20 protein-coding genes are annotated in these 18,359 nt (G+C 69.7%); 15 read left to right on the top strand and 5 right to left on the bottom strand.

The window, feature by feature from the left end; translation table 11 throughout:
* Positions 1-430 precede the first annotated feature (430 nt).
* The gene (gene fxsT / locus QSK34_RS18710; RefSeq protein ID WP_285585531.1) at positions 431-2,935 is read left to right on the top strand and encodes an FxSxx-COOH system tetratricopeptide repeat protein; all 2,505 of its coding nucleotides are present in this window, start codon (positions 431-433) and stop codon (positions 2,933-2,935) included.
* Here fxsT and QSK34_RS18705 read toward each other — a convergent pair.
* Together QSK34_RS18705 and QSK34_RS18700 are read right to left on the bottom strand one after the other, a co-directional pair.
* Complete coding sequence (locus QSK34_RS18705; protein WP_285585530.1) at positions 2,924-4,195, bottom strand: HEXXH motif domain-containing protein; 1,272 nt, start codon at positions 4,193-4,195, stop codon at positions 2,924-2,926. The two genes, fxsT and QSK34_RS18705, sit on opposite strands and share 12 nt — an antisense overlap.
* Positions 4,192-5,439: an FxsB family cyclophane-forming radical SAM/SPASM peptide maturase gene (locus tag QSK34_RS18700; RefSeq protein WP_502875530.1), complete on the bottom strand. Its 1,248-nt coding sequence runs from the start codon at positions 5,437-5,439 to the stop codon at positions 4,192-4,194. Before QSK34_RS18700 ends, QSK34_RS18705 begins: the two co-directional genes overlap by 4 nt.
* Positions 5,440-5,640: 201 nt before the next feature.
* On the opposite strand from QSK34_RS18700, the gene QSK34_RS18695 reads away from it, so the two are divergent.
* Positions 5,641-5,964 carry a hypothetical protein gene (locus QSK34_RS18695; protein WP_161482512.1) on the top strand — a complete coding sequence of 108 codons (324 nt, stop codon included), beginning with the start codon at positions 5,641-5,643 and terminating at the stop codon, positions 5,962-5,964.
* Here QSK34_RS18695 and QSK34_RS18690 read toward each other — a convergent pair.
* Positions 5,961-6,311 carry a nuclear transport factor 2 family protein gene (locus QSK34_RS18690; protein ID WP_161482513.1) on the bottom strand — a complete coding sequence of 117 codons (351 nt, stop codon included), beginning with the start codon at positions 6,309-6,311 and terminating at the stop codon, positions 5,961-5,963. The genes QSK34_RS18695 and QSK34_RS18690 overlap by 4 nt on opposite strands.
* 11 nt (positions 6,312-6,322) lie before the next feature.
* Here QSK34_RS18690 and sigJ point away from each other — a divergent pair, with 11 nt between their 5' ends.
* The 6 genes from sigJ to QSK34_RS18660 all read left to right on the top strand — a co-directional run bounded on the left by sigJ (position 6,323) and on the right by QSK34_RS18660 (position 11,311).
* The gene (sigJ, locus tag QSK34_RS18685; protein ID WP_502875529.1) at positions 6,323-7,162 is read left to right on the top strand and encodes an RNA polymerase sigma factor SigJ; all 840 of its coding nucleotides are present in this window, start codon (positions 6,323-6,325) and stop codon (positions 7,160-7,162) included.
* A complete protein-coding gene (locus tag QSK34_RS18680) occupies positions 7,159-7,596 on the top strand; it encodes a carboxymuconolactone decarboxylase family protein (RefSeq protein ID WP_285585527.1) in 438 nt (145 codons plus the stop codon). The genes sigJ and QSK34_RS18680 overlap by 4 nt, the downstream gene beginning before the upstream one ends.
* Positions 7,597-7,688: 92 nt before the next feature.
* Positions 7,689-8,777: a hypothetical protein gene (locus QSK34_RS18675; RefSeq protein WP_285585526.1), complete on the top strand. Its 1,089-nt coding sequence runs from the start codon at positions 7,689-7,691 to the stop codon at positions 8,775-8,777.
* A gap of 61 nt (positions 8,778-8,838) precedes the next feature.
* Entirely contained in the window at positions 8,839-9,837 is a 999-nt protein-coding gene (locus tag QSK34_RS18670) for an energy-coupling factor ABC transporter permease (RefSeq protein ID WP_285585525.1), read from the top strand.
* Positions 9,834-10,571, top strand: a complete 738-nt coding sequence (gene cbiQ / locus QSK34_RS18665) for a cobalt ECF transporter T component CbiQ (RefSeq protein ID WP_285585524.1) — start codon at positions 9,834-9,836, stop codon at positions 10,569-10,571. The genes QSK34_RS18670 and cbiQ overlap by 4 nt, the downstream gene beginning before the upstream one ends.
* A complete protein-coding gene (locus QSK34_RS18660; RefSeq protein ID WP_285585523.1) occupies positions 10,568-11,311 on the top strand; it encodes an energy-coupling factor ABC transporter ATP-binding protein in 744 nt (247 codons plus the stop codon). The genes cbiQ and QSK34_RS18660 overlap by 4 nt, the downstream gene beginning before the upstream one ends.
* Here the strand turns inward: QSK34_RS18660 and QSK34_RS18655 are convergent.
* Entirely contained in the window at positions 11,289-12,287 is a 999-nt protein-coding gene (locus QSK34_RS18655; protein WP_285585522.1) for a potassium channel family protein, read from the bottom strand. The genes QSK34_RS18660 and QSK34_RS18655 overlap by 23 nt on opposite strands.
* A gap of 76 nt (positions 12,288-12,363) precedes the next feature.
* Here QSK34_RS18655 and QSK34_RS18650 point away from each other — a divergent pair, with 76 nt between their 5' ends.
* The 5 genes from QSK34_RS18650 to QSK34_RS18630 are packed head-to-tail and all read left to right on the top strand — an operon-like array spanning position 12,364 to position 15,450.
* The gene (locus QSK34_RS18650) at positions 12,364-12,708 is read left to right on the top strand and encodes an STAS domain-containing protein (RefSeq protein WP_030451563.1); all 345 of its coding nucleotides are present in this window, start codon (positions 12,364-12,366) and stop codon (positions 12,706-12,708) included.
* Between the two features lie 33 nt (positions 12,709-12,741).
* Positions 12,742-13,515, top strand: coding sequence for an SDR family NAD(P)-dependent oxidoreductase (locus QSK34_RS18645; RefSeq protein WP_285585518.1), 774 nt, complete (start codon positions 12,742-12,744; stop codon positions 13,513-13,515).
* 11 nt (positions 13,516-13,526) lie between these two features.
* A complete protein-coding gene (locus tag QSK34_RS18640) occupies positions 13,527-14,291 on the top strand; it encodes a crotonase/enoyl-CoA hydratase family protein (protein WP_285585517.1) in 765 nt (254 codons plus the stop codon).
* A gap of 55 nt (positions 14,292-14,346) precedes the next feature.
* Complete coding sequence (locus tag QSK34_RS18635) at positions 14,347-14,979, top strand: rhomboid family protein (protein WP_285585516.1); 633 nt, start codon at positions 14,347-14,349, stop codon at positions 14,977-14,979.
* A 60-nt stretch (positions 14,980-15,039) separates the two neighbouring features.
* Complete coding sequence (locus QSK34_RS18630; RefSeq protein WP_285585515.1) at positions 15,040-15,450, top strand: BlaI/MecI/CopY family transcriptional regulator; 411 nt, start codon at positions 15,040-15,042, stop codon at positions 15,448-15,450.
* Between the two features lie 715 nt (positions 15,451-16,165).
* Here the strand turns inward: QSK34_RS18630 and QSK34_RS18625 are convergent.
* Positions 16,166-16,777 carry a TetR/AcrR family transcriptional regulator gene (locus QSK34_RS18625; protein WP_285585514.1) on the bottom strand — a complete coding sequence of 204 codons (612 nt, stop codon included), beginning with the start codon at positions 16,775-16,777 and terminating at the stop codon, positions 16,166-16,168.
* A 141-nt stretch (positions 16,778-16,918) separates the two neighbouring features.
* Between QSK34_RS18625 and QSK34_RS18620 the strand changes: the two genes are divergently transcribed.
* Together QSK34_RS18620 and QSK34_RS18615 are read left to right on the top strand one after the other, a co-directional pair.
* Entirely contained in the window at positions 16,919-17,653 is a 735-nt protein-coding gene (locus QSK34_RS18620) for an SDR family NAD(P)-dependent oxidoreductase (RefSeq protein ID WP_285585513.1), read from the top strand.
* A gap of 32 nt (positions 17,654-17,685) precedes the next feature.
* Positions 17,686-18,309, top strand: a complete 624-nt coding sequence (locus tag QSK34_RS18615) for an NADPH-dependent F420 reductase (protein WP_285585512.1) — start codon at positions 17,686-17,688, stop codon at positions 18,307-18,309.
* Positions 18,310-18,359: the final 50 nt, after the last annotated feature.

The following is an 18,359-nucleotide window of genomic DNA, read 5'->3' as shown; positions in this document are numbered from 1 at the left end:
AGGGCCAGTCGCGCCGAGATGGCCGGTGGTATTTTTTCGGCCTTGCGGGCAGGCGGCCGGGAGGGCGCGGATCATCATCGGTACACGACCCTCCCGCCGTAGTGTCAGATGAAGTTCTGGAACCCCGAACTCGTCGTGGCAGGGGCTTCGACGAAGTGTTCCAGCAGCCCACGGAGGGTTGCGTAGGGAACCTCGCCGACGGCGTTCAGGAACGGTTCCCCGCTCGCCGCAGTACCACGCGCAGCATCGCTCATTAAGTCCTCGCCTTCAGCGGCAGCCGAAATGGGAATTACGGTTGGCCGCCTCCCGCGGCCCGGGCGCCATTGACGAACTTGCTGTATAGATGAGTTTTGAACAGGCTCTGGCGCGAAGCAAGTAATCTTTTCATGGAAGCAGCGGAGGTCCGATGGTCGCCGAATCCTCCTCGCTAGTGACGCATTCCCTTGGGGACAAGCAGCCGGAGATCTTCGAGCGGGTTCCGCCACGAAATCGGAACTTCACCGGCCGCGAGAGTCTGCTGCACCAGCTACGTGAGGGCACCCGGTCGGTGACCGCCGTCATCCCGCTTCCCCAGGCGCTGCAGGGATACGGCGGTGTCGGCAAGACCCACCTGGCGATCGAATACGCCTATCGCTACCGCTCCCACTACGACCTGATCTGGTGGATCCCGGCCGACCAGTACTACCTGGTCTCCTCCGCCCTGGCGGCGATGGCGCCCCACCTCGGACTGACCCCCGCGTCGGTCGTGGGTGTGGAGGAGGCGGCCGACGCCGTGCGTGAGGCGCTGGAGAAGGGCACTCCCTACAACAACTGGCTGCTGATCTTCGACAACGCCGAAGACGCGCGCATCGAGAAGTTCATCCCACGCGGTCCCGGTCATGTGATCATCACCTCACGCGACCCGAACTGGGACGACCAGTTCCGGTCTCTCCAGGTCGACGTGTTCTCCCGCGAGGAGAGCATCGAGTTCCTCACGAAGCGGCTGGGATCGCGCATCAGCAGAGACGAGGCGTTCCGGTTGGCCGACAAACTGGGCGACCTCCCGCTGGCCCTCGAGCAGGTCGGCGCGCTGCAGCGGCGCAGCACCATGACGGTCGACGACTACATCGAGCTGCTCGACAAGCAGACCGCCCGGCTGCTCGACACCGACCGGGCCAAGGACTACCCGCTGACGATGACGGCGGCCTGGCGGGTGTCGATGTCGCTGCTGGAGGAGCGCCTCCCGATCGCGCTCAACCTGCTGCGCTGCTGCGCCTTCTTCGGGCCCGACCCCATCCCCCTCGACGTGTTCCGGCGAGGCAACAAGGCCAACGCGCCGAGCCTGGAGAAACTGCTGGCCGACCCGATCATGTTCGACAAGTCGGTGAAGGAGCTCAGCCGCTACGCGCTCATCCGGAGCGACCCCGACAACCGGACGATCCAGGTGCACCGGCTGATCCAGGCGCTGCTGCGCGCCGACCTCGACGACGAGCGGCAGACGAAGCACCGCGAGGAGGTCCACCGCCTGCTCGCCGGCAGCGCGCCGCAGGCGCCCGACGACAACTCCAAGTGGGGCGACTTCGCCGATCTGGTGCCTCACGTGGGGCCTTCGCAACTGCTGGGCTCTTCTGAGGCCGACGTCCGCGAGTTCGCCCTGAACGTGGTGCGCTACCTGTACTCCTCCGGCAACTACCCCTCGGCGCTGGAACTGGTCGACACCTTCATCACCGACTGGGGCAAGTCGCGGGAGAACCACCCCGACGTGCTGCGGGCCCGTCGTCACCAGGCCAACATCCTGCGCCGCATGGGCGAGTACAGCAAGGTGTACGAACTCGACCGCTCCACCCTCGACAAGGTGATCGCCGAGTTCGGCGCCGAGCACCCCGAGACCCTGATCGCGACCAACGGCCTCGGTGGCAGCATGCGCGCCCGCGGCGACTTCCGGGCCGCGCTCGAACTCGACGAAGAGTCGGTCCGCCAGCACGAGCGGCTGCTCGGCGAAGACCACGTGCTCACCTTGCGGGCCAAGAACAGCCTCGCCCTCGACTACGGCCTGAACAGCCGATACGAACAGGCCAGGCGGCTGCATACCGAGGTCTACCTGGCCCAGAGCGAGGCCATCAACCCGGCCAGCGCCGAGATCGTGTTGCTCTCCCGCAACAGCATGGCCCGGGCCGTGCGGCTCACCAACGGCTTCGAGGAGGCCTGCGACACCGGTGAGGCCGCGCTGGCGTTCGGGGTCCAGAAGCTCGGCCGCGACCACTGGGCCACCCTGATCACCGCGAAGGACCTGTCGATCGCCCAGCGGCGCGCCGGCGCACTCAACGAGGCCATCGAGATCGCCCGCGACACCCACACGCGGCTTGTCAGGCTCTTCGGCGCCCGCCACCCCGACACGATCGCGGCCGCCGTGAACGTCTCCAACGTCCTCCGGGTACGCGGCGACCTCGCCGAGGCGTACGAACTGGCCGAGGAGATGACCAGGACCTATCCGTCGGTGTACGGGAACGACCACCCGTTCACCCTCGCCTGCATGACCAACCTGGCGATCCTGCACCGCCTGCTCGGCAAGCCCGAAGAGGCACGCGTGCTCAACGAGGCCGCCCGCGAAGGACTGACCGAACGGCTCGGTCCCGACCACCACTACGTCCTGTCGTGCGCCGTGAACCTGGCCAGCGATCTGGCCGCCCTGGGCCGGAGCGAGGAGGCGCGGCAACACGGCGAGGTCACGCTCGACCAGCTCACCCGCCTCTTCGGCCGCGACCACTTCCTGGCCCTGGCCTGCGCCGCCAACCTCGCTCTCGACCGTGAGGCGGTCGGCGCGCCCGACGCGGACAAGCTCAAGGCCGAGGTGGCCGACCTCTACCTGGAACGGCTCGACCTCGACCAGCCCGACGCGGTGACCGCCGCCTCGGGCGTCCGCATCGACTGCGACTTCGACCCGCTACCGATCTGACGGCCCGTACCGGGCCTCCCAGGAGGCCCGGTGGTCGGCCGCCGCCTCCCTGCCGGCGGTCAGAGCCTCTTCGTCGAGCGTCTCGGCCAGCACCGTGCCGAGGCGGACGCGCATGCCCTCGACGAAGGTGATCCCCGCCGAGGTGAGGAGCCGCTCGTTCTCCAGGGTGTCGAGGACGAGCCGCACCCCCTCCCGCCACCGCGCGAGCTCGACGCGGCCGCGGACGCCTTCGTACGGATGCTGGCGCTGCCAGAACTCGGTGACCCCGAGGTAGGCGTAGGCGCCCTGGAGAAGCCCGTGAGCGGGCCTGGGGTCGGGCCGCCAGGGGGCGTAGAAGGTCTCGGTCCGTTCGTAGCGCACCAGGGGCACCAGATGCATGAGCGCGTCGAGCTTGGCGTGCTGGATCTCGTGGGCGAAGGTCTCGGCCAGCCAGGCCGGGGAGCCCTTCGGGGCGGACATGGCGATCGTGCCGAAGGTCTCCCTGGCGGAGGAGCTGCTGACACCTTCCGGTGGCGCCTGGATGGGGGTGAGGGCACGCACGATCGCCACGACCTCCTCGGCGACCCCCGGGTGGTTCTCGCGCAGGACATGCCAGGCCTCGGGGAGCAGGGACCGCCACGCGGGCAGCTCCTCGGCGGCGAGCCGGGGGGTCACGCGGCCGGGCTCCGGCCAGCGGTAGGGATCGAGGTCGTCCAGGGTGACGGAGAAGCCGTCGTCGATGCGGATGCGGTGCAGCACCTGCCAGCCGGGCCCGTCGGCGGCCGGATCGGCCGCGGCGCGCCAGTCGCCCGCCTGGATGACGCCGTCGGCCACCTCGACGTCTCCTGAGGTCCCGGTTGGGCTCAGCCGGCCCAGGCCCGGCAGCATCAGCCCGCCGTCGTCGTCGAGGATCACCGTCAGCCGGCACGACGCACCGGAGGTGACGGCTGCCGCCAGGGCGACGGCCGCCAGCCGGGCGGGCCGTTCCTGGCCACGTGCCCGGAGTGAGCGGAACGTCCGCCAGGCCCAGGCGCCCACGGCCGGGTGCTGGAGGATCCGGCCGACTTCGACGGGAGCTGCGGCCTCCAGGCCGAGCAGGGTGGTGTAGGCCTCGCCCGCCAGAGCGGCGTCGGGGTGGCCGGACAACCGGGCTTCCTCGGCGACTCCCCGCAGCAGACCGATTCGGCGGCGGACCTGTATGCCGTTGAGCTCTTCGGCCGCCTCCGCGTTGGAGGGTTCCTCGGCCAGCGCGCGGAAGGTCTTGTCAGAGACCGTATTCATACACGTCCCTTCAATCGGGCGGTGTCACGGGCGTGCCGATCGCTGATGTACGAGATCAGCCGGTAGAGATCGGGGCAGTACACGGAGGGGCCGAGAAAGCCGGCGCCCGGGCGGAAACGATGCGCGTAGAGGCCGCCGCCACATACCTCCATCAGGTCGCAGGCCGTGCACTCCGGCCCGAGCGCGGCCGCGCCGATTTGCCGGGCGACGATCGCCGGGTTCTCGAGGGCCGCGTCGAACGGGTCGGTCCGCACGTGGAGGCCCGTAGCCGAGGCTCGGTCATAGGCCGATTTCAGGATGTCGGACTGCTCGATGTCGCCGTTGGTCTCCACGACCACCATCAATGAAGGCGACAGCCCCACCGCTTCAGTCCGGGACGGGAAGCCGGAAAGCAACCGCAGAATCTCGTGGAACAACCTGATCTCGGTACGGAACGTCACCGCCTCCCGCCACTCGTCGAAAATCTCGATGAGCCAGTCGGCATAAGGCGTCGCCGGTGAATGGGGCTCGCGTTCCGGCGGCGGCGCCGACCAGTTGCCGTGGGGGAGCAGGAAATCGACACTCGGCGGATCGAATTCCAGTAGAGCGTGATAGGTCTCCAGGGGGTTGTTTCTCAGGTCGATCGTGCACAGGATGCCGGCGAACAAATGGTGGAACGGCCCGTCGGTCAACGACCGCAGTGCCCGGCTCACCTGCCGGTGGCTGCCTCTCCCGTTCGCGAAGAGCCGGGTCCTGTCGTGCGCCGCCGCGGTCCCGTCGAGGCTGACTCCGATGCGTATGTCCAGCTCATCGAAGAGCCTGAGGTAGGTCTCGTTCAGCCGCACCCCGTTGGTCTGCATGCTCACCCGGACCCGGGTGCCGGTCGCGGAGCATTCGCCGCGGATCGTCCGCACGATATGGGCGAGGGATTCCGGCCCGGCTAGAAGCGGTTCCCCTCCGTGCAGGATGACGTCGATATCGGCCAGCCGGTGGGTGCGGGCGTGTTCCGCTATGCGGAATGCCGTGTGCTTCACGATGTCGGGTGACATTTGGCGCGGCTGAGCACGCCAGCCCTGGTCGGCCATTTCATACACGTAGCAGCCCGGGCAGGCGAGATCGCATCGGCTGTGCACCTTCAGGATGAACTGCCGAAAGGGGGACGGCCGCCATCCCGTGGCCAGCAATTCCGCGACGTCGAGGTTTGCCGGAAATACGTTTTCGGGCAGCGGGGTCGTGAGTTCGTGGTTGTTCGCCAACCGGCACACCCTTCTTCGCGCCAACCCTATTTCGCCCTATTTTGAACTCATAGTCAATATTCGCTTCCTCGCGTTACTTTCGGCTGATCAGATCGGCGGGCAGGGGTCATCCGCAACATCTCGACGTTTTCGCACGTCAGTAGCGTCTTGCATAGGAAAGTTTCCTAATAAATACTCCGCATGACGACCCTCATCCCCCCGGGAGGTCCCATGCTCCGCCGCGCCCTGACCCTCGTGGCCGCCGCCACCCTCACCGCCACGACCGTCCTCACCGCCCCAGCTCAGGCCGTGATCGTCAACCTCAACTTCGGCCCTCTCAGCATCGGCGAATACTGCACCGCGAAGATCCACCCCGAGGCCTGGCTCGGCCTCTACGAGGCGAGCGGCCTCAGGTGCTACACCCCCCAGGGCTCCGGTCTCGTCTTCCGCGGCACCGGCGACCCCTATCTCGCCTGCAAACACCTCACGACGGACGTCATCGCGGGCGCGACCAGGATCGCCGGTGACGGCCTCAGCTGCCAGGCCGTCCGCTAGGCCACCGGCGTGATCTGGAAGACGGCGGCCCGCCAGGCGCCGGACGGGTCCAGCACCATCGTCGTGGTCGCGTAGACCACCATCGTCCCCCGCGCGGAGTCGATCTCCACCCGCGAGGTGTGCACCACGCTGGTGTCGCTGAGCCGCACCACCCGATGCTCGGACTGATCCGTGCGGGTGTACGGATTCTCGTTCTCCGCGAACGTCCGCAGGATGGCGGCCCGGTCGGTCTCCACCCCCCACGGGGAGATCGCCACCGGGTCGTCCGTCAGGTAGGCGTCATAGAAGGCCGCGTCCCCCTCGCGGTTGGCCTTCCACGCCCGTTCGCTCAGTTCGATGAAGTCCATGTCACATCCCTGTGCCCTGTGTCGTCCTTCTTAGCGTGGAACCGTATGTGGCATTCCGGCCAAGACTTGTCCGCTTGGCCTACGGCCTCCTGGGCGATCTCCAGGAGTCCGAGGACGTCGTCCAGGACGCCTGGTTGCGCCTGACCAGGGCGGAGGAGCAGCCGGAGGACGTCGAGGGCTGGCTGGTCGTCACCGTCTCCCGGCTGGCCCTGGACGTCCTCAAATCGGCCAGGAAGCGCCGGGAGGAGTACGTCGGCCCCTGGCTCCCCGAGCCGGTCGTCGACGCCGACCCCGCCGACCGGGTCACGCTCGACGAGTCGCTCAGCCTGGCCATGTTCGTCGTGCTCGAAAGCCTCAGCCCGGCCGAGCGCACCGCCTTCGTCCTCCACGACGTCTTCGGCGTGCCCTTCGACGAGGTGGCCAGGGCGGTGGGGCGCACGCCCGCCGCCTGCCGTCAGCTCGCCGCCAGGGCCCGCAGGCACGTTCAGGAGAGGGCTCCGAGGTTCGACGTCGACGTCGACGACCACAAGCGGGTGGTCGACGCGTTCGCGGCGGCCTGCGCGGGGAGGGACATCGAAGGGCTGCTCGCGGTGCTCGATCCCGATGTGGTCCTGCGCAGCGACGGGGGAGGGCTGGTCAGGGCGGCCCTGCGGCCGATCTCCGGGGCCGCCAAGGTCGCGCGGTTCCTGGCCGGGATCCAGCAGGGGGGATTCCGGCCGGTCACGGTCAACGGCCTGCCGGGGCTGGTCCGTGACGATCCGCCGGCCGTCTACGGGCTGGCGGTCAGACAGGGACGAATCGTCGAGGTCGACATCGTCCGCAATCCAGAGAAACTGAGGAGTCTGCGATGAGAATCGACGTCGCCGCACTGGCGCCCGAGGCGTACAAGGCGATGCTGGGGCTGGAGCGCTACCTGCGGTCCAGCGGGCTGCCCTCGCAGGTCGTCGAGCTGGTCAAGCTGCGGGCCAGCCAGATCAACGGGTGCGCCTACTGCGTGCGGATGCACAGCGCCGACATGAAGAAGGCCGGCGAGCCCGACGAACGCATCTGGGGGGTGGCGGCCTGGCGGGAGACGCCGTCGTTCACCCCGGCCGAGCGGGCGGCGCTCGCGCTGGCCGAGGAGGCGACCCGGCTGGCCGACTCCGCCGGCGTCAGCGACGAGGTCTGGGGCGAGGCGGTCAAGTACTTCGACGACGCGCAGCTCGCGGCGCTGGTGGTGTGCATCTCCACGATCAACGCCTGGAACCGGATCGCGGTCACCACCCACAAGGAACCAGAGGCCTGATCACCCACGTGGTGTGGCCCGGGACTAGACCTCGGGCCATATCGCCACGTCCTCCCCACGGAAGACCTGCGGCGCTCACATAATGTCCACCGATGAACGCGCAACGTCACCACCCCTTTGACGTCAGCGTCGTCGTTCCGGCCGCCGGTTCCGTGCACCTGGACAGCTGGCTGACGCACGCGCTGGCTCTGCGGGCCTCCAAAGAGATCCTCGTGGCCGACTCGCGGCTCGCCCGGCTCTACGCGAGCCTGCACCGGAACGTCCACGTCGTCGACCGTCCGGAGACCGCCCCCACCCGAGGCCGGTACACCTACTTCGCGGGCGACCACCCCATCCCGCCCGTCGATCTCATGATCGAGACGGCCGACCGGACCGGCGCCGACCTGGTCGCCGTGGCGGCCGAGGCCAGTGACGACGCGCTGCTCGGCGACATCTACGACGACCTGTCACTGGGCAAGCTGTTCCGGACCACGTTCCGCGACCGGATCCCCTTCACCGACCCGGCCGACTTCGTCGTCCACGCCTACTGCCACGCCGAGCGGATCGCGACCGTGCGGGGGCCGCAGCAGAAGCGGCGGCACCATCCCGACCGGCTGGTCCGCCGGGTGCAGAGCCATCTGCCCAACGGGCTGCTGCGCGACCATCTGATCGCCCGGCACATCACCCGCGACGTGCTGCCCGATCTGGCCGAGCCCTTCCTGGAGGCCGACGACGAGGCCAGGGACGCGCTCGTCAAGGCGGTCGCCCACCGGTGCGCCGCCTGGGTGACCCCGGGGGTGCGGGCCCAGCTCGACGCCGCCGACCAGGCGCGGCTGGCCTCGTTGCAGGACCACCGCAGGCTGGAAAGGCTCGCGCGCATCTCCGAGGCGCCGCTGCACCGGGCGCTGACCAACGTCGCCTGGGAGGGCGACCGGCTCCGCATCGAGTTCACCGCGGCCCTCGAAGGGTTTCCCGAGGCCGAGATAGGGCTGCTGCTGAAGGACGGCGATCCGCAGGACGTCTGGGACGTCTACGTCACCGCCGAGTGCGACGGGATCGTGCGGCAGGCGCGGCTCGAAGGCGACCGGGACATCGCGCTGCCGGCCCGGTTCACCGACGACCTGGTCGCGCTGCCCTACCTGACCCGCACGGGCACGCTCAGCCTGCGGAAGGAGCGTCGCCTGTTGCACACCTCGTCTTAATGCGAACGACTCGCAACTGCTCTACTGTTGTGGAAAATTCGTACAAAAGTGGAGGAAGGCCGTGCACGTCCCCGATGGCTTCTTCACCGCGCCGGTCGCCATAGGCGCCGGCGTCGTCTCGGCGGCGGCCATCGCCGTCTCCCTGCGCAAGGCCAAGACCGAGCTCGACGACCGGACCGCGCCCATGGCGGGGCTGGTCGCGGCGTTCATCTTCGCCGTGCAGATGCTCAACTTCCCCGTCGCGGCGGGCACCTCGGGGCACCTGCTCGGAGGGGCGCTGGCGGCGATACTCGTCGGCCCGTACACAGCCGTGTTGTGCGTGTCGGTGGTGCTGGCCGTGCAGGGCTTCTTCTTCGCCGACGGCGGGCTGACCGCGCTGGGGCTGAACATCCTGCTGATCGCGATCGTCCCGGCGGCCGTCGGCTGGGGGATCTTCCAGCTGGTCACGCGGGTGGCGAGGAACCGGGCCTCGGTGATCGCCGGGTCGTTCGTGGCGGCGCTGATCTCGGTGCCGATCGCCGCGCTGGTGTTCGCGGTGCTCTTCGTGGTCGGCGGCACCGCGCCGATCGAGGCCGGCGCCGTCTTCGCCGCCATGGGCGGCGTGCACGTGCTGGTGGGCATCGGTGAGGGGCTGATCACCGCGGTCACCGTCAGCAGCGTGCTGGCCGTGCGCCCCGACCTCGTGTACGGCGCCCGGTTCCTCACCAAGCCGCTGGTCCTGAAGACCGCCACGGGCGAGCGGATCGTCGAGCCGGCCCGGCCCGAGAGCACGCCCAAGCCGGTCCGGCCGTTCCTCGTCGGCGGCGGGATCGTGGCCCTGCTGCTGGCGGGCGTGGTCAGCTTCTTCGCCTCCTCCTCGCCCGACGGCCTGGAGCGGGTCGCCGAGGACGAGGGCTTCATCGGCGCGGCCACCGACCACTCCTTCGGCGGCTTCCTCCTGGCCGACTACGGCGACGTCGGAGGCGTCCCCGTCGGGGTCGCCGGGATCATCGGCGTGGTGATCACCCTGCTGGTCGGCGGGGCCATCCTCTGGTCGGTCCGGCAGAAGACCGCGGCGTGAAAGGCCTCTACCTGCCGGGCGACTCGCCGATCCACCGGCTCGCCCCGCAGTGCAAGCTGCTCGCCGTCGTGCTCTTCGCCGTGGTGGTGGTGGCGACGCCGCGCGAACGGTTCGCGGCCTTCCTCCTGTACGCCCTGAGCCTCGCGGTCGTCGTCCTCCTCGCCAGGATCCCGCCGGGACACGTGCTGAAGCGCCTGGCGGTGGAGCTGCCGTTCGTGCTGTTCGCCGTGGCCATCCCGTTCATCGGGACGGGGGAGCGGGTCGACGTGCTGGGCGTGCCGCTCAGCGTCGCCGGGCTCTGGGCGAGCTGGAACATCCTGGCCAAGGCCACCCTCGGGGTCGCGGCCTCGATCGTGCTGGCCGCCACCACGGAACCGCGGGCCCTGCTGCTGGGCGCGCAGCGGCTCAGGGTGCCCCAGCTGCTGATCCAGATCGCCACGTTCATGCTGCGCTACCTGGAGGTCATCCTCGACGAGATGCGCCGCATGCGGGTCGCCCGCGAGTCCCGGGGCTTCACGGCCCGCGACTTCCGGCAGGCCCCCGTGCTGGCCAAGTCGGCGGGGGCGATGTTCATCCGGTCGTACGAACGCGGCGAGCGGGTGCACCTGGCCATGCTGAGCAGGGGATACACGGGCGTCATGCCCACGCTGGCCGACGGCCGGGCGCCGAAGGCGCAGTGGGCCATGGCCGCCGTGCTGCCCGTGGTGGCCTCGGCCGTACTGTTCGTGTCATGACCCTCGACGTCCGCGACCTGGCCTATGCCTATCCCGACGGCACGCAGGCCCTCTTCGGGGTCACCCTCTCGATCGCCAGGGGCGAGCGGGTGGCCCTGCTGGGGCCCAACGGCGCCGGCAAGACCACGTTGGTCATGCACCTGAACGGGATCCTGACCGCCGGGCACGGCGAGGTCAGCGTGGCCGGGCTGCCGGTCCGCAAGGAGAACCTCAAGGAGGTGCGCCGGCGCGTCGGCCTGGTCTTCCAGGACCCCGACGACCAGCTCTTCATGCCCACCGTGCGCGAGGACGTCGCCTTCGGCCCGGCCAACATGGGCCTGCGCGGCGCCGACCTCGATCAGGCGGTCGTCACGGCCCTGGAGAAGGTCGGCATGGCCGACGTGATCGACCGGCCGCCCCACCACCTGTCGTTCGGCCAGCGCCGCCGGGTCGCGGTGGCGACCGTGCTGGCCATGGACCCCGAGATCCTGGTCCTGGACGAACCCTCCTCGAACCTCGACCCGGCCAGCCGCAGGGAGCTCGCCGAGATCCTGCGCGGGCTCGACGTCACCGTCCTCATGGTCACCCACGACCTGCCGTACGCGATGGAGCTGTGCGACCGCTCGGTGATCCTGTCGGGCGGGGTGATCGCGGCCGACGGGCCGACCCGCGAGATCCTGGCCGACGCCGACCTGCTGGCCGAGCACCGCCTGGAACTGCCCTACGGCTTCGCCGTGCCTAGTCCTCCGGCACGTGGATGACGACCAGCCGGTCGCCGGACAGCAGCGAGGGCACCTTCGCGTAGGGGATGACCCGGCCGTCGCGCACGACCGCCACGACCATGCCCTCGGCCTGCTCGCAGGTGCCGCCGACCTCGCCCGGCTTGACCGGGCGTTCGTAGAGGTCGAGGCCGGTGCCGTACATGAGGAAGTCGTCGATGATCGTGCTGACCGCGGGGCTCTGGGTGGCCACGCCGAGCATGCGCCCGGCGGCCTCCGACGAGGTGATCACGACGTCGGCGCCGCTGCTGCGCACGAGCGGGTCGTTCTCCGACTCCCGGACCGCCGCCACGATCGTGGCCTTCGGGTTGAGGCTGCGGGCGGTCAGGACGACCAGGGCGGTCGTGTCGTCGCGCTGGGTCGAGATGATCACCTCTTTGGCGGTCTCGATCCGGGCCCTTCTGAGCACGCTGCTGCGGGTGCCGTCGCCGACGACGCCGACGAAGCCGTCCTCGTTGGCCTCGTTGACGACGCCCCCGTTGGGGTCGATCACCACGATCGAGTCGCGGGTGCGGTCGTTGTCGAGGAGGGTGCGCACGGCGGCCCGGCCCTTGGTGCCGTAGCCGACCACGACGGTGTGCCCGGTCAACTTGGACCTCCAGCGGTTGGTGAGAAAATCCTCCCTGGTCCGCCGGGTGAGCACTTCGAGTGTCGTACCCACGAGGATGACCAGGAACACGATGCGCAGCGGCGTGACGAGCACGATGTTGATCAGCCGTGCCAGATCGGAGGTCGGGGTGATGTCGCCGTAGCCGGTCGTCGAGACGGTGACCGTGGCGTAGTAGAGCGCGTCGAGCAGGGACACCTTGCCGTCGTAGCTGTCCTTGTATCCGTCGAGGTCTGACGCGACCAGCAGAAACACGGCGCCGAGGGCGGCCAGGGCGTACCAGAGCCGGCGCAGGACGGCCCTCAGAGGGCTGACCTGTTCCTGGGGGAGCCGAATCCCGGCATCTGTCACAAGGCGATCTTACGGTTCAAGCACCTCACTGCCGGTGATGCACCAGTAAAGTGGGCCTCGCGGAGGAGGTTCGACAATGAAACTGCGGCTTGCCCGGAGATCACTCTCCGGTGCCGTGGTGGTGGCCGTCGAGGGCGAACTCGACCTGTTCACCGCCCCCTTCCTGCGCGACGAGGTGCGCGACGCGATCAAACAGGACGGCGCCGTGCTGGTGCTCGACCTGACGTCGCTCTCGTTCATGGACTCCAGCGGCCTCAGCGTGCTCATCGAGGCGTGGCGGCTGGCGACCAGCGAGGGCGGCGGCGTGACGCTCGCCGCGCCGCAGGCCCCGGTCGCGCGGATCCTCCGCACGACCGGGCTCGACCGGCGGATCAAGGTCTATCCCGACGTCGACACCGCGATTTTGGGCCACCCCGAGTAGAACTTCATTCGGTTCGTTGGTTATGGTCCGCGTATGGACCTGAGGAACTGTGTAGCGATCATCTCCGGCGGGGCGAGCGGGCTCGGTGAGGGCACCGCCCGCGAGCTGGCCGGAATCGGCGCGACCGTCGTCATCGCCGACCTCAACGAAGAGCGCGGCAAGGCCCTGGCCGACGAGCTGGGCGGGATCTTCGTCCGCACCGACGTCGCCGACGAGGCCTCCGTGCAGGCCGCCGTCGACGCCGCGGTCGCCGTGGGCAAGCCGCTGCGGGCCGTGGTCAACAGCGCCGGCATCGGCTGGGCCTCCCGCACGGTCAACCGTGACGGGTCGCCGCACGACCTGGCGTCGTACCGGAAGGTGATCGACGTCAACCTCATCGGCACCTTCAACCTCATGCGCATCGGCGCCGCCGCGATGGCCAGGACCGAGCCCGCCGACGCCGACAACGCGCGCGGCGTGGTGATCAACACCGCCTCGGTGGCGGGCATCGAGGGGCAGACCGGGCAGGTGGCCTACTCGGCGTCCAAGGGCGGCATCATCGGCATGACCCTCCCGGCGGCCCGCGACCTGGCCGCGATCGGCGTGCGGGTGCTGACGATCTGCCCCGGCATCATCGACACCCCGATCTACGGCTCCGGGCCCGAGTCCGAGGCGTTCAAGGCCCACCTGGCCGCGCCGGTGCCGTTCCCCAAGCGCATGGGCACCGCCGCCGAGTTCGCCCACCTGGTCCGCTCGCTGATCGAGAACGACTACATGAACGGCGAGGTCATCCGCTTCGACGGCGGCATCCGCTTCCAGCCCAAGTAAGGAGACTCGCCATGTCCGATGAAGTACTGGTCGAGGTCGACGGCAACGTCGCCGTCCTGACGATCAACCGGCCGAAGGCGAAGAACGCGGTCAACGGCGCGGTCGCCCAGGGCATCGCGGCGGCCGTCGACGAGCTCGACGCCCGCTCCGACGTGTCGGTCCTGGTTCTGGCCGGCGCGGGCGGCACCTTCTGCGCCGGCATGGACCTGAAGGGCTTCCTGACCGGCGACATGCCGTTCGTGCCCGACCGGGGGTTCGGCGGCCTGGCCGAGTCGCCGCCGAAGAAGCCGCTGATCGCCGCCGTCGAGGGCTACGCCCTGGCGGGCGGGTTCGAGCTGGCCCTGTCGTGCGACCTGATCGTGGCCGCCGAGTCGGCCAAGTTCGGCCTGCCCGAGCCCAAGCGCGGCCTGATCGCCGGCGCGGGCGGCGTGATGCGGCTGCCGCGCCGCATCCCCTACCACGTCGCCATGGAGATCGCCCTGACCGGCGACTTCTACCCGGCGCAGCGCCTCTACGAGCTCGGCCTGGTCAACCGGGTCGTCGCCGAGGGCGAGGCGGTCGCGGCGGCCAAGGAACTGGCCGGGAAGATCGCGCAGAACGCGCCGCTGTCGCTCGCGGGCACCAAGAGGATCGTCGTCGAGTCGGTCGACTGGCCGCTCGGCGAGATGTTCGCCCGCCAGTCCGAGATCATGAACCCGATCTTCGCCTCCAAGGACGCCATGGAGGGCGCGGCCGCCTTCGCAGAGAAGAGGGCGCCCGTCTGGCGCGGGGAATGATCGTCCCGGTGGGGGGAACTCCGCGTTCATGACGAGAACTGCGTACCGTTATGGCATGAGCGACGGCATTCCCCCCACCTCTCGGCAGAAGGTGCGCGGCCTGCTCGCCGGGGCGATCGGCAGCGGCCTGCTGGTCGTGCTCCTCGTGGGCGTGATGTGGGTCCTGGAGGTCGTCGACTACGTCGGCGACGGCTATCTCGACCGCTACGGCATCATCGCCCACGAACCCGACGGCCTGCCCGGCATCTTCTTCGCGCCCTTCCTGCACGCCGGCTTCCCGCACCTGATGGCCAACTCGCTGCCCCTGCTGATCCTGGGCTTCCTGGCCGCCGTCCGGGGCCTCGGGAAGTTCCTGGGCGCCAGCCTGATCATCATCCTGGTCAGCGGCGTCGGGGTGTGGGTCACCAGCCCGCCCGACTCGGTCACGCTGGGCGCCAGCGGCCTGGTGTTCGGCTACTTCGGCTACGTCGTGGCGCGCGGCCTGTTCGACCGGCGGCTGCTCGACATCGTGCTCGGCGTGATCGTCGCGGCCCTCTACTGGTCGATCCTGTGGGGCGCGCTGCCGGGCGAGACGGGCATCTCGTGGCAGGGCCACCTGTTCGGGTTGATCGGCGGCGTGCTGGCGGCGTGGGTGCTGCGGCGCAGGAGGCCGCCCGTCACGCGCGTCTCGACCGCGAGCATCGAATGAGCACGATCGCATCACTGTTCGCATGGCGCGACCTGCGAAGAGCCTGACAGAATCGATTTCGTGAACCTGGGGCCCCTGGAGCGCGCGATCATGGACGTTCTGTGGGACGCCAAGGAGTCGCTGCTCATCCGCGAAATACAGGCGCTGCTGAACCAGCGGGCCGAGAAGCCGTGGGCGTACACGACCATCCAGACGGTCGCCGAACGGCTGGTGCGAAAACGCCTGCTGTTCCGGACCGCCGAGCGCAAGGCGTTCCGCTACGGCGCCACGAAGTCGCGCGAGGAGCATCTGACCGAACTGATGCTGACGGCCCTCGCGGAGAGCCCTGACCGCTCTCCGGTGCTGTCCCGGTTCGCGCAGAGCGTCGACCTCGACGACGCCCTGCGGCTGCTCGACGAACTGGCGCGGCGAGCCGGGCGGGCCCCGGTGGAGCAGCCGCCCGGCTGGGTCCCGCCGCCCTCCGTCGAATAGTGGGTGCCTGGCTTGTAACGCTTGGCGTAGGGGTCAAGCAGTCCGGCATCGGCCGCGAGCACCACACCTACGGCCTGGAGGCCTATCTCGAACCTCGCGCGATCACCGCATGACCACAGCCGGTCGTGTCACCCCGAGCATCGTGGTGGACGCGGCGCGCGGCGCCGGGATGCACGGGTCCGGCTGAACCGCGTGGGGGATCCGGCGACGGCGGAGGGGCGTGGTCGAGGCCGACAGGCCTGCCCGCCCCCTCCTTAGAGGGCGTCGCCGCGGGTGAAGCGGAAGCGGGCCGTGTGGGTCATGTCTCCTTCCCCGAGGACCACGTGCAGGGCCAGGCAGGTGTCGAGGTAGGACCGCGGTTGGCCGTGTTGACCACGTCGCCGCGCACCGGCGCGGCGAAGCCCGTGAACACGTAGGCGACGGTGTAGTCACGGAGACCGGCGGGGCGGCGTTGCCCGCCTGGTCGACCGCGCCCGGCGCACGTCGCGTTTACGGAGCCGACCCCGGTGGGGCCCGTCAAGGTCAGGGTCGCCGGGGTGGCCACGCCGGAGCCCTGGTCGACGGTGGTGCAGCCGGCGGCCGGTAAACCGCGCCGTCGGTCACGTCCGTCACGCCGACCTGCGGCCTCCGTAGAACTGCAGGTCGGGCACCTCGGCGAGGGCGTCCACTTGGTAGGCGACCGGCATTGCGTCCAGCCTGGCCGCGGAGTGCCGAGTCAGCTCGAGACCTCCTCCCGTCGCCGGTCGTCGGCGGCTGTGGCGGGGATGGCGGCGTCGATGAGGACGGTGGCGATGGCGGCGGCGGTGGGGAAGGCGTCGGCGTTGAGGACCCGGGTGCGGGCCGCGGCGCCGTCGAGGAGCAGCGCGAGCTGCTCGCCGAGCTGTTCGGGGTCGGCGGCGCCGGCTTCGCGGGCGGTGTCGGCGAGCCGCGTGGCGACGGCTTTCTTGTAGTCGCGCGCGTACTGGGATGCGGGGTGCTGGGGGTCGTGGAGTTCGACGGCGGCGCCGATGTAGGGGCACAGGGGGGTGGTGGGGGGAATGTCGAAGGCGGCGAGGAGCCGTTCGCGGGGCGTGAGGTCGGTGCGGTCGAACACGCCGGACAGAACGGAGGGGTCGAACCTGCGCAGGTATTCGGCGACGAGTTCGTCCTTGCCGGTGAAGTGCTCGTAGGCCGTGCGCTTGGAGACCTGGGCCGCCGCGCAGAGCTGGTCCATGCCGGTGCGGTTGATGCCCTGCTCGCGGAACAGCTGCTGGGACGCGCTGAGGATGCGCTCGCGAGCGCCCCGGCCCCGGCGGCGGCCCGTGGGGCCCTTCTCCAACTCCGTCATGGCCCCATGGTACGCCGGTTGGGTAACGACCGGTGTACATAGTTTGCGTCCCGGCCGCCCAGCCCGTACGTTAAGCACACAGATCGGTGTACATAACATCGTCCCCCTGGTGCGACGGCACCACGACCCGAGGAAGCGACTATGGGAAAGCTCGACGGCAAGGTCGCGGTCATCACCGGCGGCACCACCGGCATGGCGCTGGCCGGCGCGAAGCTGTTCGTCGACGAGGGAGCGCACGTCTTCCTCACCGGCCGCCGCCAGGAGGTCCTGGACGAGGCCGTGAAGCAGATCGGCCGCAACGTCACCGGCGTCCAGGGCGACGCCGCCGACCTGGACGACCTGGACCGCCTCTACGACACCGTCAAACGGGAGAAGGGAAGCATCGACGTGCTGTGGGCCAGCGCCGGCGGCGGCGAGCCCGCCCCGCTCGGCGAGATCACCGAGGCCCAGTTCGACACCTGGTTCGGGCTGAACGCCCGCGGCACCCTGTTCACCGTCCAGAAGGCACTCCCGCTCTTCAACGACGGCGGCTCCATCCTCATGACCGGCTCCAACGCCTCTCTCGGCGCCTTCCCCGGCTGGAGCGTCTACGCCGGCAGCAAGGCCGTCCAGCAGGCCTGGGCCCGCATCTGGCTCAACGAGCTCAAAGACCGCCGCATCCGCGTCAACGTCCTGACCCCCGGCCAGGTCGCCACCGCCAAGCAGGAAGAACTCTTCGACGAGGCCACCAAGCGCCAGTTCGAGTCCCTCATCCCCCGCGGCCAGATGGGCCGCCCCGAGGAGATCGCCACCGCCGCTCTCTTCCTCGCCTCCGACGACTCCAGCTACGTCAACGGCATGGAACTCGTCGTCGACGGCGGCACCACCGCCATCTAGACCGCACAACCACAACCAGGGCGGAGCACCTCATGAGCGACATCACCATCATCGGCACCGGGAACATGGCCCGCACCATCGGCGCGCGAGCGACAGCGGGCGGCAACACCGTCGAGGTCATGGGCCGCGATCAGTCCAAGGCCGCCGACCTGGCCAGGGCTCTCGGCGGCGGCGCCACCACAGGAGAATGGGGCACCGCCCCGGCCGGGGACATCGTCATCATGGCCCTGTTGCACGACGGTGTCGTGCCGGTCGTCGCCCAGTACGGAGACGCTCTCGCGGGCAAGGTCATCGTCGACATCAGCAATCCCTTCAATTCCACGTTCGACGGGCTGGCCCACCGCGAGGAGACCTCGATCGCGCAGGAGGTCGCCAGGGCGGCCCCGGCCGATGCCGGCGTGGTGAAGGCGTTCAACACCGTCTTCCGCCATGTCCTGGAGAAGGGCCGGCCCGACGTCTTCATCGCGGGCGACGACGCGCAGGCCAAGGCGCGTGTGGAGGCGTTCGTCGAGAGCCTCGGGCTGCGCCCGCTGGATGTCGGCGGCCTGAAGATGGCGCACTGGCTGGAGGGAGCGGGCGTGATCACGGTGGGCCTCGCCAACCACGGGGTGGGGAACGTGGACTTCGCCCTCGGCGTCACCGAACTTCCCGTTTGAGCCCACGATTGACGGGGCCGAGGCCGTGGAGGTCTTCCGCGCGCACGGCT

This window comes from Herbidospora sp. NBRC 101105, assembly GCF_030269205.1.
Classification (GTDB): domain Bacteria; phylum Actinomycetota; class Actinomycetes; order Streptosporangiales; family Streptosporangiaceae; genus Herbidospora; species Herbidospora solisilvae.
The sequence above is the reverse complement of the archived record's forward strand: the minus strand, read 5'-3'. Positions and strand labels throughout refer to the sequence as shown.